This is a genomic window from Sandarakinorhabdus sp. (assembly GCF_040398665.1).
Taxonomy (GTDB): Bacteria; Pseudomonadota; Alphaproteobacteria; order Sphingomonadales; family Sphingomonadaceae; genus Sandarakinorhabdus.
On the sequence record NZ_JBBATQ010000003.1, the window covers coordinates 137,593 to 152,838 of the forward strand.

12 protein-coding genes are annotated in these 15,246 nt (G+C 65.4%); 8 read left to right on the forward strand and 4 right to left on the reverse strand.

Annotated elements, in window-relative coordinates:
* Positions 1–48 precede the first annotated feature (48 nt).
* The gene (locus ABWP22_RS05630; RefSeq protein WP_353198981.1) at positions 49–1,359 is read right to left on the reverse strand and encodes a Zn-dependent hydrolase; all 1,311 of its coding nucleotides are present in this window, start codon (positions 1,357–1,359) and stop codon (positions 49–51) included.
* A 30-nt stretch (positions 1,360–1,389) separates the two neighbouring features.
* Between ABWP22_RS05630 and ABWP22_RS05635 the strand changes: the two genes are divergently transcribed.
* A complete protein-coding gene (locus ABWP22_RS05635; protein WP_353198982.1) occupies positions 1,390–2,118 on the forward strand; it encodes a hypothetical protein in 729 nt (242 codons plus the stop codon).
* Here the strand turns inward: ABWP22_RS05635 and ABWP22_RS05640 are convergent.
* Entirely contained in the window at positions 2,006–2,812 is an 807-nt protein-coding gene (locus tag ABWP22_RS05640; protein ID WP_353198983.1) for a kinase, read from the reverse strand. The genes ABWP22_RS05635 and ABWP22_RS05640 overlap by 113 nt on opposite strands.
* Before the next feature lie 89 nt (positions 2,813–2,901).
* Here ABWP22_RS05640 and ABWP22_RS05645 point away from each other — a divergent pair, with 89 nt between their 5' ends.
* Positions 2,902–4,044 carry an acyl-CoA dehydrogenase family protein gene (locus tag ABWP22_RS05645; protein WP_353198984.1) on the forward strand — a complete coding sequence of 381 codons (1,143 nt, stop codon included), beginning with the start codon at positions 2,902–2,904 and terminating at the stop codon, positions 4,042–4,044.
* Positions 4,045–4,051: 7 nt separating this feature from the next.
* Here ABWP22_RS05645 and ABWP22_RS05650 read toward each other — a convergent pair whose 3' ends face one another.
* Entirely contained in the window at positions 4,052–5,947 is a 1,896-nt protein-coding gene (locus ABWP22_RS05650; RefSeq protein WP_353198985.1) for a hypothetical protein, read from the reverse strand.
* Positions 5,944–7,026 (reverse strand): hypothetical protein, encoded by a 1,083-nt coding sequence (locus ABWP22_RS05655; RefSeq protein WP_353198986.1) that lies wholly within the window; start codon positions 7,024–7,026, stop codon positions 5,944–5,946. The genes ABWP22_RS05650 and ABWP22_RS05655 overlap by 4 nt, the downstream gene beginning before the upstream one ends.
* Positions 7,027–7,506: 480 nt before the next feature.
* On the opposite strand from ABWP22_RS05655, the gene ABWP22_RS05660 reads away from it, so the two are divergent.
* The 6 genes from ABWP22_RS05660 to ABWP22_RS05685 all read left to right on the forward strand — a co-directional run bounded on the left by ABWP22_RS05660 (position 7,507) and on the right by ABWP22_RS05685 (position 15,245).
* Positions 7,507–9,171: a DUF885 family protein gene (locus ABWP22_RS05660; RefSeq protein ID WP_353198987.1), complete on the forward strand. Its 1,665-nt coding sequence runs from the start codon at positions 7,507–7,509 to the stop codon at positions 9,169–9,171.
* Between the two features lie 98 nt (positions 9,172–9,269).
* Positions 9,270–9,887, forward strand: coding sequence for a gluconate 2-dehydrogenase subunit 3 family protein (locus ABWP22_RS05665; RefSeq protein WP_353198988.1), 618 nt, complete (start codon positions 9,270–9,272; stop codon positions 9,885–9,887).
* Between the two features lie 10 nt (positions 9,888–9,897).
* Positions 9,898–11,547 carry a GMC family oxidoreductase gene (locus ABWP22_RS05670; protein WP_353198989.1) on the forward strand — a complete coding sequence of 550 codons (1,650 nt, stop codon included), beginning with the start codon at positions 9,898–9,900 and terminating at the stop codon, positions 11,545–11,547.
* A gap of 278 nt (positions 11,548–11,825) precedes the next feature.
* Positions 11,826–13,079, forward strand: a complete 1,254-nt coding sequence (locus ABWP22_RS05675; RefSeq protein WP_353198990.1) for an acetyl-CoA C-acetyltransferase — start codon at positions 11,826–11,828, stop codon at positions 13,077–13,079.
* A 148-nt stretch (positions 13,080–13,227) separates the two neighbouring features.
* Positions 13,228–14,436, forward strand: coding sequence for a CoA transferase (locus tag ABWP22_RS05680; RefSeq protein WP_353198991.1), 1,209 nt, complete (start codon positions 13,228–13,230; stop codon positions 14,434–14,436).
* Entirely contained in the window at positions 14,433–15,245 is an 813-nt protein-coding gene (locus ABWP22_RS05685; RefSeq protein ID WP_353198992.1) for an HTD2 family dehydratase, read from the forward strand. The genes ABWP22_RS05680 and ABWP22_RS05685 overlap by 4 nt, the downstream gene beginning before the upstream one ends.
* Position 15,246: the final 1 nt, after the last annotated feature.

Consider the following 15,246-nt stretch of genomic DNA (forward strand, 5'->3'; position numbering starts at 1 on the left):
CGTACCGGATAGCTCAACGACGACGAGTTTCCCGCCGCTACCTATCCCTCACACCCCCGCCGCATCCACCGCCAGCAGCGTGTGCAACAACACATTCGCCCCATTGGCGCAGTCGCTCCATGGCGTAAGCTCCTTCGGCGAATGGCTGATGCCGTCGATGCTGGGCACGAAGATCATGCCCATCGGGCCGAGTTTGGCCAGCAGTTGCGCATCGTGGCCGGCGCCGCTGGGCAGGTGGATGAAGGCCAGGCCGAGGCTTTTGGCGGCGGCCTCGATATGGGCCTGGATGGCCGGCGTGGCCAGCGCGGGGAGGACGCGTTCGGAGAGGCGGAAGTGCATGTCCGTGCCGGTCTCAAGGGCGATTTCGCGGGCGCGGGCCTGCACCGCCGCGCCGAGGGCGATCACCTTGGTGTCGGACAGGTCGCGCAGTTCCACGGTCATTTCCACCCGGCCCGGAATCACGTTGGGGGCGTTCGGAAACACCGCCAATTGCCCCACCGTGCCCACCTGCCGCCCGGGTTCGCGCTTCACGATGCTGTCCACCGCTTCGATCAGGCGGGCGGCGGCGATCAGGGCGTTGCGGCGGCCGGGCATCGGCGTGGTGCCGGCGTGATTGGCAAAGCCGGTGATGGTCACTTCATAGCGGTCGATGGCGACGATCCCGTCCACCACGCCGATGGGGATATGGTCCTTGTCCAGGATGCCGCCCTGTTCGATGTGCAGTTCCAGATAGGCGTGGATGGAGCCCGCGGGCCGCGCCGCCTGGGCCAGACGATCCGGATCGCCGCCAATGCGCTTCAACCCGTCGCGCAGCTTGATGCCGTAATAGAGATTGTCGAGCGCGTCGGGGCCCAGCCGGCCGGCAAAGGCCGTGCTGCCCACGGTGCCACCTTCCTCGTTGGACCAGATCGCCAGTTCCACCGGGTGGCGCGTCTTGATCTTGCGATCATCGAGCGTGCGCAGCACTTCCAGTGCGCCCATCGAACCCACATCGCCATCGAAATTGCCGCCGGCGCGCACGCTGTCGATGTGCGATCCGATGATGATCGGCTTGGCGGCCTTGTCGGTGCCGGCGCGGCGCCCGATGATGTTGCCGGCCGGATCGATCACCGGGTTCAGGCCGGCTTCGCGCATCAGCCCCATGGCATAGGCGCGCCCGCCGATATCGGCATCGGAATAGGCGGTGCGGCTGACCCCGTCGGCAAAGGTCCCGCCTTCGGGACGGCCGAACCGGCTGAGGCCTTCGAGCGTGGTGCGCAAGCGCTGCCCATCCACGCGCAGCGCCGGCGCGGCGGTGGCGGGCAAGGCCGCCGCCGCTGATCCCGCCAGCACAAGCCGGCGACTGACTTCGTGTGACATGGGCCGATCCTTTTGCGGCTGTGGCGGCGCATGTTCACCCGGCGGCGCCCGGTTGGCAAGTTTGCGCCGCTGCCCATCCAGCGGCTCGACCAAGGTGCCGGCGATGATGCCAATGTCACTTCGCCCCCGGCTGGGCCGGCGCCTGCCATGCTGAGCGGCCCGATCCTGGCCGTGACCCTGATGGGCCTTGGCATGATCGCTGCTGCGATCACCGGGCGGCTGCGGGCGGGCGTCGTGCTGGCGCTGATCGCCGGGGCGGGGCTGGTTCTGGCGGCGCGGCTGTTGGGCATGGCGCTGCCGCATCCCTTCTCCACCGCGCTGGCCTTGATCATCGCCAGCTTCAGCTTTGCGGCGCGCGGCGCGCTGTTTGCCCGCGCCTATCCCGGCCGGGGCTGGATGATCGCGCTGTTCGTGGTGGGCGGGGAGGCGGCGATGCTGGCGACTGCCACGACCATGCCGGGGGTGCTGCCGCCCTGGCTGCTGGCGCTGTTGCCGGCGCAATGGGCCAGCGCGGCGATCCAGACGGCGCTGACCGGCAGCGGCACGCGCGCGGCGGCTGCGCAACTGCTGGCGCTCGCCGGCACTGGGGCGGTGACATTGCTGGTGGCGCGGCTGTTGCCGCGGCGCTGGCCCTATGCGCTGATGTTCACGGCCTGGCTCGGCCTGTCGGCGCTGGTGTTGCACGCACACGCCGCGCCGCATCCAGATGCAGGGTCAGGCCGGCATGGAGCGGCGTCGTCGCCAACTGCCAACGGGTAAGCCGTTCGTAATGCGCGCAAAAGCGCGTGATGGCCGCCGCGTCCATTCCCGTTCGGCCGGTTGCCCGCGCGAGGCTCGCCTCCTGCTCGGCGCGCCAGCGCGGCACGGTTTTCCAATCGGGCGCAGCGAGGAAGGCGAGCGCATCGAGCCGGTTCCACAGCCGTTGATAGGCCCCGGCCAGCGCCTGATTGGCGTGAGCGCGCCAGACGGCGGCGGGGTCTTCGTCGGCCTCCAGTGGGTTGACCGGATCGTGCAGCAGCGCCGCCGGTTGCGCCCGGGCGCCGATGCACCAGCCTTCCAGCACCAGCACATCGATGCGCGCCGGCGGCTGCCAATGCTGCGGTGCCAGGCGATCGTCGGCCAATTTGTCGAAGCGCGGCAGTGCCACCGGCTGGCCGGCGCGCACCTGGCAAAGCGCGTGCATCAACAGCGGCACATCATGGCTGCCGGGCACGCCGCGCGTGGCGAGCAGCGGATGGATGCGCGTGGCCAGCGCCAGACGATCACGGCGCGGCCGATAGAAATCATCCAGCGACACGGCGGCTGCGGCCAGCCCATCGGCCTGCAAGGCGCGCGCGATGCCGGCGGCCAGCGTGGATTTGCCGGAGCCTTGCGCGCCGGCCAGGCCCAGAATGAACGGCCGCGTTCCCAGTTGCGGGCGCAGCCAATCGAGCAGGCAGGGCAGGGCATCCATGGCGCCATGCTGCCCGCCGCGCCGCCGGCCGGCAAGCCTGCGTATCGGAAGGGCTTGCGCCCGCGCGCCGAGGCGGGCCAGATGCGGGCATGACTGATTTTACCGACATTCGCGAAGCCATCATCCGGCTGTGCGCCGATTTCCCTGGCGAATATTGGCGCGCCAAGGATGCGGCGCGCGCCTATCCATCCGAATTCGTCGCTGCGCTCACCCGCGAAGGCTGGCTGGCGGCATTGATTCCATCCGAATATGGCGGTTCGGGCCTGCCCTTGTCGGCGGCGTGCGCGGTGCTGGAGGAAATCCACGCCAGCGGCGGCAATGGCGCGGCGGCGCACGCACAAATGTATGTGATGGGCACGCTGCTGCGTCACGGCAATGATGCGCAGAAGGCGCGCTATCTGCCCGCCATCGCGCGCGGCGAATTGCGCCTGCAAGCCTTTGGCGTGACGGAGCCGACATCGGGATCAGACACGTTGAGTTTGCGCACCATGGCGGTGCGCGATGGCGACGATTATGTGATCAACGGCCAGAAGATCTGGACGAGCCGGGCTGAGCACAGCGATCTGATGGTGCTGCTCGCCCGCACCACGCCGAAGGACCAGGTGGCCAAGCGCACCGATGGGCTTAGCGTGTTCCTGCTCGACATGCGCGACTGCGCCGGGCTGTCGATCCGCCCGATCGACACGATGATGAACCACGGCACCACCGCGGTGTTTTTCGATGATGTGCGCGTGCCGGCCGCCAATCTGATCGGCGTGGAAGGGCAGGGCTTTCGCTATATCCTCTCAGGCATGAATGCCGAACGCATCCTGATCGCGGCGGAATGCATTGGCGATGCGCGGTTTTTTCTGGACCGCGCTTGTGGATATGCGCGCGAACGCCAGGTGTTCGGCCGCCCCATCGGCCAGAACCAGGGCATCCAGTTCCCGCTCGCCATGGCCCACGCCCGCATGAGCGCGGCGCGGCTGGTGGTGGCAGACGCTTGCCGCCGATATGAATCGGGCGAAGTGGCAGGCGCGGAGGCCAACACCGCCAAATTGCTGGCGGCGGAGGCGAGTTGGCAGGCCGGCGAGGCGGCGATGCAGACGCTGGGCGGCTTTGCCTTTGCCGCCGATTACGACATCGAACGCAAGTTCCGCGAAACGCGGCTGTACCAGGTGGCGCCGGTATCCACCAACCTGATCCTGGCCTATCTGGCCGAGCACGTGCTGGGGCTGCCGAAGAGTTATTGAGGCTGCATCACGGCGGGGTGGTGCCGGTTGTCGCTGCCGGCGTAGTGGCGAGCTCCGGCGGGACGGCAAGCAGTTCGAGGGCGGCGATAATGTCGGCCTGGCGGTCAAGCTGCGCGGCGAGGGCGGCGCGGGCATCCTTTTCGATGTTGGCAAGTGCGAGTTTGGCGGCGTCATTGGCCTTCTCGGCTTCAATGCGCGCCTGCTCGGCAGTGGCCAAGCTCTTCTCTGCTGCAGCCTTGTCAGTGACGGCTTTCAGATAGGCCGTGTTCAGTGCGCTGCAATCTATATTCTTGTCGCAGTCGTCATAGGCTTTCTTGGCGACGGTCAGTTCTCCCTGACGCTTTTCCAACGCAGATTTTTCATTGGCTTCCGTGTTCTTCTTGTCATTCAGAATGATTTCTTTCTCGTCGGCGTCCTTTTTGCGCTTGGCGGGGGCATCGGCGAATTGCTTCTTGAGGTCGTTGAGGTCGTTGACCAGGCGGGTGCGTAGCCGGGCGGTTTGTTCGGCGCTGCCGCCGTCGCCGGATTCGGGGCTGGCAACTTGGGTGGCCAGGTCGCGCAGGCTGCGGGCCACGCTCAATTTCTCGCCGGCCGCCCCCAACGCCTTGGCGCCGGGGGCGGCTGCCGAGGTGGCAAGCTTGACGGCGCTTTTCAGCGCGGCGCTGGTGACATCGCGGTAGGCGGCGAGGAGTTCGGTGGGATCGCTGGTGAAGCTTTTCAAATCCCAATTGCCGATATCATCCTTGATGAACGCCATGCCGGTCTTGCCGCGGCCGGAGCCATAGACGGTCGAGACATTCTGCCAGTAATAATCGTTGGTCAGGCTCTGGGCGAGGCGCACGCGATCTTCGACATCGAGCCTGCCGGGATTGGGCAGGCCGAAGCGATCACCGTCGCCATCGAGCCATTCGGCCAGTTGCAGGAAGCGGGTGTTGCTGCTGTCGCGCAGATAATCGGCGGTCGGGAGCAGGCGGGCGTTGGTGGGGGAGGCGCTGATTTGCTTGGTGAGGACAGCGATGCGCCCTTGGATCTGGTTGCCATACTCCGCATTGACGAAGCCGAAGCCGATGATGGCGGAGCGCACGGTGCGATCCTGCGGAACGTAACGGACGTTTGAAAAGGCTGTCCGGAATCCCGCTGACCGCAGCAGAGCGGCATAATTGTCGACTGCGATGGTGATGACGCCGGCGTCTTTCTCCAACTGACTTTTGATGTCCTCTTCGCTGTAAAGTCTTTCCTGTTTGTCTTCGGCCTGTTGGGTATCGTAATATTTCTGCCTTACAGTTTTTCTGGGTTCCTCGATGGTGAGATAGCCATACTCGCTACAAGTCTGCACCGGAACATAAGTTGGTTTGCCCAGCAGCAGGATGAAATCCTTCTGGGCGATGAGGTTGCAGCCAGAAAGTATGACCTGGCGGGCAATCGTAATGGCATCTTGCAGGGCAGCGCAATCCTGCCTGTTGATGGCGGCCGGCAACCCAGCGCTGCCAACGCCGGCATTGACGCACATCATGTTCTCGAAATTGACGAGCCTGTCGCCGGCATCCCTTGCTTGGGCTGTTCGCGCGAGCTCCGGCACAGAACTGGCGCGTTCGAGAGCCTCGTCGCTGAAATTGGCGCGATATGGCGGGTGTGCGGCGTAAGTGGCCATGGCCAGCTTGACGCTGGCTTCGTGCCACTGCGCAGCGGCGCGGATGCTTTCGGAAACCACAGCGCCCATCTGGCCGATCTGGCCGGATACAGGGATGCTGAGCGGGCCTTTGTAGACCTCGACATCGATGCGCATCATGGCGCCGCCGGACAGGCTGGCGGATTCATAGCGGGTGGCACAGCCGGCGAGCAGCAGCGGGGCGAGCGCGAGGAGTGGGACAAGCGGGCGGACGGGGCGCAGCGGACGGATCATTGCGAGGCTCCGGTGGCGGGGAGGGCAGGCGCGGCCGGTTTGGGCGGTGGCGATAGCTTGGTGATGGCGGCGTCGAAGATGGTGGCGACATTGGCGGCATCGGCGGGCTTGGCGGCGTCGGCGGCGCGGCGGGCTTCGGCCAGGGCGAGATTTTCGCGGGCGAGCGGCAGCAGGCGTTCAGCCTCGGTGGATTTGGGCCTGAGGATGCGGCCGCTATATTCCTGCAGCGTCTGGATGAGCGGCTTGGCATCGAAGCTGACCGCCATGATCAGCCGATCCTGCGGATTGAAGGTGCGCATGCCTTCGGGGCCGAGCACCTGGAAGCCGCGCTGGCGGGTGAAGCCGGTGGCGCAATCGGTGGCGACGGGCTGGATGAGGTTGGACAGGGATTTGACGGCCTTTTCTTCGGCGGCGGCAGTGGCTGTTGCGAGTGCGGCATTGGCAGCGTCGAGAGCGGCCTTTTTTGCTGTCGCATCGGCAAGGCCGTTGGCCGCAGCGACGGCTGCGTTATGCGTCTTGCCGGGTTCGACCAAATCTGCAGCAAGTGTGGCCGACACGCTTTTGACGGTGGCCTTCATTGCGACGGGGGAGACACTTAACCCGGTGACAGCCTGGAGCAGGCTGGCGATGGCATTTTCGACAGCCGTGATACTCGCTTTATCTTCGTCTGGGACGGCGGCGCGGATTTTGATCAGCGCCTCGAAGCGGGCAAAGCTCTCATCGGTGCTGGCCCGGCTGGGCGGGCCGACCGGGGATGGGGTATAGGCGGGATCACCTTCGGCCTTGAAGTCGGTGCGGGCGCCCCATGGATCGATCTGCCAAGCCTTGAGGACACCGGATTCAAAGCGGATCTTGGTGAAGATCGCCGAGGCCTTGCCGGTCATCCGGTAGCGGTAGAGCGCATCGGTGTTGGGAATGATTTGGGTGTAGGCGATGGGGGTCGGGCTGCCATTGCCGAACGCGATATTGGCCGAGGCGCAATAATCGAAGACGCGATAATAATAGGTTGTACGGAATCGCACATCCTGATCGACATATTTGGGGTTTTCGCCTTGGGTGACGTGCAGGCGATCAGGCATGGCGCATGACGCGAGCAGGCAGGACATTGCGGCCGTCAGTATTGCACTGCCGACACGTCGTGAAATGGCAGACATATTGACTGATTCCCCCCGAGAAACAATTCTGGTTGTTAAGCAACGATAGTAAGGACGTCAAGGCTATGAATTTGTGAAATACTTGTGAAACATTGAATATTTTGCGAGTGCAAGACGGACAAGAATGGCAATGATATGCGGGGGATATGGTGTCTGCGTGCAGGACAGGGAAAGACGATCATGGCAGATGTGTTGATGATCGGTTCGGTTCGCATGCGACCGGGCAACGCCAAAGTGGAGACGTGTTTACGGGCCAACATCTGCGGGATGATCCGCGGTTGCTGATCCGCCGCCTGGCTGCCAGTCAAACCGCTGAACATCGATGCATTGACCAGGCGCCACCCGGCAAATAGCCTTTGGCGCAGCGCTGGCCGCGAAGGACAGGGGCGCTGGGGGTGCGTGGTGATGTTGCGATTGTCTGGCGGCCTTTTGGCGCTTTGTTTCATCAGCTTCCCGCCAGCACAGGTCGCGGCGCAGGCGCCCTTGCCCACCCTGGACGCCGTGATCACCAGAGCGTTGGCGGTGCAGGAGGGCGACGCCGGCACGTCGGCCCAGGCGGCGGCGATTGCCAGCTATCGGGCGGTGCTGGACGAGGCGGGGCGGATCGATCGGGGGTCGCTGGATCTGGATGAGCAGGTGGATCATGATCTGCTGGTGGCGCATGTGCGCACGCGCCTGTTCGAGATGGAGACGCTGCGGCTGCACGAGGTGAACCCGGCCATGGTGTTTGCGCTGGGGCAGACCAATGCGCTGTTCCTGCGGCCGGGCGCGCTGCCGGATGCGGCGGTGCGGCAGGCGGTGGCGGAACTGCAGCGCCTGCCGGCGGTGCTGGCGCGGGCGAAGTTGAACCTGAAGAACCCGGCGCGCACCTGGACGGAAAATGCCATTGTCCAGGCCGGCTATGCGCGGCTGCTGCTGCGCGATTATGTGCCCAGGGCCGTGGTGGACAGTCCGGCGCTGAAGGCCGAGCTGGTGGCGGCAGCGGGGCCGGCCATGCAAGCGGTCGATGATTTCGAGCGCTGGTTGAAAAGCGATCTGCTGCCGCGATCGACCCGCTCCCCGGCGTGGAAGCCGGCGGAGATTTCGTTTTACGAGACGGTGCAGGAACAGCTCGACGGCTATGACACCGAAACGATCCTGCGCATTGCCGAAGCGGAGGAGACGCAGCTCACCGCCGAAATGCGCGATCTGGCGCGGCAGATTCATCCCAGCGGCGATTTGCGCACCGTGTGGGAGGTGATGAAGAGCGAGGCGCCGCCGTGGAGCCAAGTGATTCCGATGGCGCAGCGTTATGTCGACATGATGGGCGCCTGGCTGAAGGGGCCGGGCGCACATATCGTCACCATCCCGGATTATATCGATTATGGCGCGCGGGAATCGCCGCCGATGGCGCGGCGCATCTTGCCGTTTGGCGGGGCCACTGGCGGGCCAACCGTGGCGGGGCGGCAATCAGGCTATTATATTCTGACGCCGCTGGAGGACTCGCTGACTCCGGCCGAATGCGCCAGCCGCATCAAGGCCTATAACCCCTATTGGACGCACGTGATTTCCTATCACGAATGGCTGGGGCACAATGTGCAGATCGCCGCGCGCATCCGGCATGTGACGCGGCCGATGCGGCGGGCCTATCGCAGCGCCTATTTCAGCCAGAGCTGGTCGTTCTATCTTGAGCGGCTGATGGAGGAGGAGGGCTATTACGAGACCCTGCCCCACATGGAGGCGCTGAAGACCAGGATGGCGCGCCGGCAGATGCGCATGTGGCGGGTGCAACGCATCCTGACCAAGCTGCGCATGGCAAAAGGCGAAATGACCTTCGACCAGGCCGTGCAGGCCTATGTCGACAAGATGGGGATGGAGCCGACCAACGCCTTCATCGAAGTGCAGCGGGATTCGCAGTCGCCGTCCTCGCCTGGGCGCGAGATCATCGGCGAGCTGGAGATCATCAAGCTGCGCGACGAGTACAAAAGGCGGATGGGGGTGCATTATGCGATGCGGAACTTCCACGACACGCTGCTGACCTACGGCGATCTGCCGTTCAAGCAGATCCGGCGGTTGATGTTCCGGGATTAGCGCCATGTTCGTTGGCTCCATGCGCGCTTCACCCCATTGGTGCGCGGCGGACGGGCGGTAACATGTGCGGATTGGTTGGGGTTTGATCGGAGCGTTTCATGGAATTGCCAACGGCCTCGCGCCGGAAATTCCTGGTGGCCATTGCCAATCTGGGCAGCACCGGCTGGATTGCGATGAACTGGCCGCAGATTGCCTATGCGGCGCAGCACGGTGGCCACAGCGATGCGAACGACGCGCCGCCCACCAGGCTGAACACGCTGAGCCCAGCCGAGGCGGCCGATATCGAGGCCATTGCCGGCCAGATCGTGCCGAGCGGCAAGACGCCGGGCGCGAAGGAAGCGCGGGTGATCTATTTCATCGACAATGCGCTCGGCAGTTTCTTTGGGGCGCAATTGCCGTCGTTCCGGCAGGGAATGGCCGAATTTCAGGGCCGCTTTGCCAAGGCGCATGGCGGCAAGCCGTTTGCCGCCGCATCCGATGCGATGCAGATCGCCTGGCTGCATGATGTGGACCGGACGCCCTTCTTCATGGCCGTGCGTCGGCTGACCGTGCTCGGGTTGATCGCCTTGCCGAAATATGGCGGCAACAGTGATTATGCCGGGTGGAACCTGCTGGGCGTGGAGAACAACCACAGCTGGATGCCGCCGTTCGGATTTTACGACACGGATTATCCGGGGTTCGAACCCTATCCCGGCACCAAGCCCTACACGGCCTGAAGGACAATTCATGGCACGCAAGACCTACAGGACCAGCGAAACGGTCGATTTCATCGTTGTCGGATCCGGGGCGGCCGGCGGCATCGTGGCACGGGAACTGGCGCGTGCCGGCAACAGCGTCGTGGTGATGGAGCAGGGCCCGCGGCTGGCGTCGCACGAATTCGAGCATGACGAGCTGAAATATCGGTTCCTGTCCGGCATCACCAACGATCCGGCCACCAGCCCGCAGAGCTTCCGCAGCGATCCGGCGCAAAAGGCGGCGCCCGTCGCCGGCCGCAACCCGCTGACCTATGCCAAGGTGGTGGGCGGCAGCAGTTCGCATTTCAATGCCAATTTCTGGCGCCTGCACGAGATTGATTTCATCGAACGCAGCCGGCTGGGCGCGATTGCCGGGGCCGATCTGGTCGATTGGCCGATCACCTATGCCGAGCTGGAGCCCTATTACACCAAGGTGGAATGGGAAGTCGGCGTATCGGGCCTGGCCGGGGCCAGCCCGTTCGATCCGCCGCGCAGCAAACCCTATCCGATGCCGCCGCTGCCGGTGAAGGCATCGGGCGTGTTGTTTGAACGCGGCGCCCGCAAACTGGGGCTGCACCCGTTTCCGGCGCCGATGGCGATCAATTCGGTGGAGTATAAAGGCCGATCGCCGTGCATCCAGTGCGGCCTGTGCGGCGGCTTCGCCTGTGAAGTGGAGGCCAAGGGATCGTCGGTGTGGACTGTCATCCCCGAAGCCGAAGCCACCGGCAAGTGCGAGGTGCGCGCCAACGCCTATGTGTTCCGCATCGGCATGAACAAGGCCGGCCGCGCCACCGGGGTCCATTATTTCGATCGGGACAAGAAGGAACAATTTCAGAAGGCCCGCGCCGTGGTGGTGTGCGCCAATGGATCGGAAACGCCGCGGTTGCTGTTGAATTCGGCCACCGGCAGCTTTGCGCAGGGGCTGGCCAACAGCAGCGGCGCGGTGGGCAAATATCTGATGTTCAACAAGGGCGGCAGCGCGGCGGCGCGGTTCGACAAGCCGTTGAACGAATACAAGGGCGCCAATGTCACGCGCATCATGCACGATTATTATGACAGCGATCCAAAGCGCGGATTTTATGGCGGCGGCGGCTTTGATGCCCGTTCCGGCGGACCGTTGACCTGGGGCCAGAGCGTGCCGAAGGGCACGCCGAGCTGGGGCCCGGGCTTCAAGGAATATCTGGAATCCTACACTTACTGGATGACGGTTGCCGGCCATGGCACGTCGCTGGCGGTGGAGACCAACCGGGTGGATATCGATCCGGAGCTGAAAGATACCTGGGGTGTGCCGGCGATGCGGGTGACCTACAAGGACCATCCGGATGATATCAGCCATGCCAACTGGCAGGTGGAACGCGCCGTCGAGATCATGGATGCGGCTGGCGCCAGCCAGATCGTGCCGGGCGAGGTCGGCAACACCAGCGGCGGCGTGCACCTGCTCGGCACCTGCCGGATGGGCAATGATCCAAGAACGTCGGTGGTCGACAAATATCACCGCTCGCACGATGTGAAGAATCTGTTCCTGTGTGACGGGTCCAGCATGGTGACGTCGGGCCGCGGCCAGCCGACCCAGACCATCGAGGCGCTGGCGTTCCGGGCCGGCGAATTCATCGCGAAATTCGCGCGGGCGAACGAAATCTAGGGTCGATTGCGTTCAAGTCGGAGCGAGGAAGCTCCCTCCCTTCAAGGGAGGGCGAGAGACGAGCCGCAGGCGAGGCCCGGGGTGGGTGTTGTGTGTGGCCACTGGCAGGCTAACCCACCCCGCTCGGCTGGCGCCGGGTCGCCCTCCCTTGAAGGGAGGGAGCCAAGGCGCTTCAATCAAACTGCAATCTACCCCAAAGCCCCACGCCTGCCAAAAACCGCAATCGACGCCGCCGCGCATCGGCGTAGGGTGCTCCCGCAATCCAAGGGAGCAGAGCAATGGCCGAAGCCTATATAATCGATACCGTTCGCACGCCGCGGGGCATTGGCAAGGTGGGCAAGGGCGCCCTGGCGGACATGCACCCCCAGCATCTGGCCGCCGCCGTGCTGAAGGCGATTGCGGCGCGCAACGATCTCGTCACCGCCGATGTGGACGATATCATCTGGTCCACCTCCACCCAGAAGGGCAAGCAGGGCGGCGATCTCGGCCGGATGGCGGCGCTGGATGCCGGCTATGATCTGAAGGCCAGCGGCATGACCCTGGACCGCTTCTGCGGCGGCGGCATCACCAGCGTGAATCTGGCGGCGGCGCAGATCATGAGCGGCATGGAAGATCTGCTGATCGCCGGCGGCACCGAGATGATGAGCTATACCGCCACCATGGCGCAGGAAGAGCGCGCCGCCGGGTTGGCGCCAATGATGATGGGCAGCGGCAATGCCCGCCTGCAGGCGCATCACCCGCAAAGCCATCAGGGCGTGTGCGGCGATGCGATTGCGTCGATGGAAGGCATTTCCCGCGCCGATGTCGATGCGCTGGGGCTGGAAAGCCAGAAGCGTGCTGCCATCGCGATTGCCGAGAACCGCTTCGCCAAGAGCGTGATCCCGGTCTATCGCGAAGACGGCACGCTGGCGCTGGACCGCGAGGAGTTTCCGCGCCCGCAAACCACGATGGAAGGCCTGTCGGCGCTGGAGCCGAGCTTTGCCAAGCTGGCCGACATGCCGCTCGACCAGAAAGGCACCACCTTCCGCAAGCTGATCAACGCGCGTTATCCCGATCTGAAGATCGAACATATGCACCATGCCGGCAATTCGTCGGGCGTGGTCGATGGCGCGGCCGCCGTGCTGCTGGCCAGCAAGGCCTATGCGGACAAGAACGGCCTGAAGCCGCGTGCCCGCATCATTGCCATGGCCAACATGGGCGATTGCCCGACGCTGATGCTCAACGCCCCGGTGCCGGCGGCACGCAAGGTGCTGGCCAAGGCCGGGCTGACCGTCGACGATATCGATCTGTGGGAAATCAACGAAGCCTTCGCCGTGGTCGCCGAGAAGTTCATCCGTGATCTGAAGCTGGATCGTGACAAGGTGAATGTGAACGGCGGCGCGATTGCGCTGGGCCACCCGATCGGCGCGACCGGTTCGATGCTGATCGGCACGGTGCTGGACGAACTGGAGCGCCGCGACCTGAAGCGCGGGCTGGTGACGATGTGCGCGGCGGGCGGGATGGCGCCGGCGATCATTGTTGAGCGGGTGTGATCCATTCCCTCTCCCCTTGCGGGAGAGGGCGACTCGCGCGCCAGCGCGGCGGGGTGAGGGGTGATTTCATGTTGGCACAGGCGGCGCCCCCTCACCCCGCTCGCCTTCGGCGATTCGCCCTCTCCCGCGAGGGGAGAGGGACGTAAGCATGTATTCGCTTCTCCCCAATCTCCGCGTCATCGAGGCCGCCGCCTTCGTCGCTGGCCCCACCGGCGGGCTTTATCTGGCGCAGATGGGCGCTACCGTCATCCGCATCGATCAGATCGGCGGCGGGCCGGATTTCAAGCGCTGGCCCTTGAGTGCTGCCGGCGACAGCCTCTATTGGGAAGGGCTGAACAAGGGCAAGCAGTCCATCCAGATCGATCTGGCGCGGGCGGCGGGCCGGGAACTGGCGGTCGCGCTGGCCACGGCGCCGGGCGATGACGCCGGCCTGTTCCTCACCAATTTTCCGGTGGAGGGTTTCCTGTCCCACGCCAATCTGGCCGCGCGGCGGCCTGATATCATCACGGCGCGCATCATGGGCTGGGCAGATGGCAAGCCGGCGCTGGATTACACGGTGAATGCTGCGGTGGGCGTGCCGGACATGACCGGGCCGGTGGATGGCACGCGCCCGGTCAACGCGGTCCTGCCGGCGTGGGATCTGCTGGGCGGGGCATGGGCGGCCTTTGCCATGGTCAGCGCGCTGCACCGGCGGCGAGCGACGGGCGAGGGCGCGGAAATTCGTGTGCCATTGTCAGACCTGGCTGCCACCTCACTGTCGCACCTGGGCTTTGCCGCCGAAGCGCTGCTGCACGGCGATCGGGGGCGGCTGGGCAATGATCTGTTCGGGGCGTTCGGGCGGGATTTCGTCACTGCGTGCGGCGCGCGCCTCTATCTGGTGGCGATCACGCCGAAACAATGGCGCGGGCTGGTGGCGGCGCTGGGGCTGGGCGAAGCGGTGGCCGGGGTGGCAACGGGGACGGCCGCGGATTTCACTGCGGATGAAGGCGCGCGCTTTACCCATCGCGCGCTGCTGTTTCCGTTGTTCGAAGCCGCGATGGCGGCGCGGACGCTGGCCGAACTCGGGCCGGCGCTGGATGCGGCCGGCGTCACCTGGGGGCCGTATCAGACGCTGGGCCAGGCAGTGCGCGAGGATGCACGGCTGTTCACGCACAACCCGCAGTTTCAGACCATCGCCCATCCATCAGGCCTGACCTATCCCGCCGCCGGGCCGGCGGCCAGTTTGGCCGGCGAGGCGCGCGGTGCGGTGCGGGCGGCGCCAGATCTGGGCGCCGATACGGATGCAATATTGGCCGACGTGCTGGGGCTGGACAGCGGCGCGATCGGCCGGCTGCACGATGCGGGGCTGGTGGCATGACCCCACATGTTTCCGACGCGGATCTTGCGCACTGGCAGAGCTGGATTGGCAAGCCGGAATGGCGTGAGGACATGCTGCACGCGGCCGATGTGCTGCGCTTTGCCGAGGCGTTGGGCTGGGATGCGGAACATCTGGGCTGGCCGCCGCTGGGGCATCTGGCGCTGTTCCTGCCGCCACCGGGGCCGCGCGGGGTGGATGGCCATCCGGCGCGCGGCGGTTTCTATCCGCCGGTCAGCCTGCCGCGCCGCATGTTTGCCGGCGCCGAGATGGAATTTCACCGGCCGCTGATTGCCGGCGCGCCCGCCATGCAGATGCGCGTGCTGGAGGCGCTGGATCTGAAACGGGGCAAATCCGGCACGCTGCTGCTGGGCCGGGTGCGCATCCAGATCTGGCAGGATGGCGAGATCGCGCTGACCGAGGTGCAGACCATCGTCTGGCGCGCGGCCGGTGATCCGGTGCCGCTGCCGGTGCCGGCCAGCCCGCCGCCGGTGGGGGATGCTGGCTTCACACCGGATGCGGTGCAATTGTTCCTGTTTTCCGCCGCCACGGCCAATGCCCACCGCATCCATTATGATCTGGCCTATGCGCAAGGCGAGGAGGGCTATCCCGGCCTGGTCGTGCACGGGCCGCTGGTGGCGGCGCAACTGCTGGGGGCCTGGGAGCGGCGCAATGGCCCGGCCAAACGCTTCGCCTTCAAGGCCGTCGCGCCGGTCTTTGCCGGGCAGAAGGTGGTGTTGCAGCGCAAGGATGATGGCTTGGCGGCGCTGCGCTGTGATGGCACGGTGGCGATCAGTGCCGAAGTGGAGTGAG

Bases quoted from the DNA above. Each gene is read 5' to 3' on its own strand.
- ABWP22_RS05630 (WP_353198981.1), bottom strand. From the start codon at position 1,359: ATGTCACACGAAGTCAGTCGCCGGCTTGTGCTGGCGGGATCAGCGGCG.
- ABWP22_RS05635 (WP_353198982.1), top strand. From the start codon at position 1,390: ATGTTCACCCGGCGGCGCCCGGTTGGCAAGTTTGCGCCGCTGCCCATC.
- ABWP22_RS05640 (WP_353198983.1), bottom strand. From the start codon at position 2,812: ATGGATGCCCTGCCCTGCCTGCTCGATTGGCTGCGCCCGCAACTGGGA.
- ABWP22_RS05645 (WP_353198984.1), top strand. From the start codon at position 2,902: ATGACTGATTTTACCGACATTCGCGAAGCCATCATCCGGCTGTGCGCC.
- ABWP22_RS05650 (WP_353198985.1), bottom strand. From the start codon at position 5,947: ATGATCCGTCCGCTGCGCCCCGTCCGCCCGCTTGTCCCACTCCTCGCG.
- ABWP22_RS05655 (WP_353198986.1), bottom strand. From the start codon at position 7,026: ATGCCTGATCGCCTGCACGTCACCCAAGGCGAAAACCCCAAATATGTC.
- ABWP22_RS05660 (WP_353198987.1), top strand. From the start codon at position 7,507: ATGTTGCGATTGTCTGGCGGCCTTTTGGCGCTTTGTTTCATCAGCTTC.
- ABWP22_RS05665 (WP_353198988.1), top strand. From the start codon at position 9,270: ATGGAATTGCCAACGGCCTCGCGCCGGAAATTCCTGGTGGCCATTGCC.
- ABWP22_RS05670 (WP_353198989.1), top strand. From the start codon at position 9,898: ATGGCACGCAAGACCTACAGGACCAGCGAAACGGTCGATTTCATCGTT.
- ABWP22_RS05675 (WP_353198990.1), top strand. From the start codon at position 11,826: ATGGCCGAAGCCTATATAATCGATACCGTTCGCACGCCGCGGGGCATT.
- ABWP22_RS05680 (WP_353198991.1), top strand. From the start codon at position 13,228: ATGTATTCGCTTCTCCCCAATCTCCGCGTCATCGAGGCCGCCGCCTTC.
- ABWP22_RS05685 (WP_353198992.1), top strand. From the start codon at position 14,433: ATGACCCCACATGTTTCCGACGCGGATCTTGCGCACTGGCAGAGCTGG.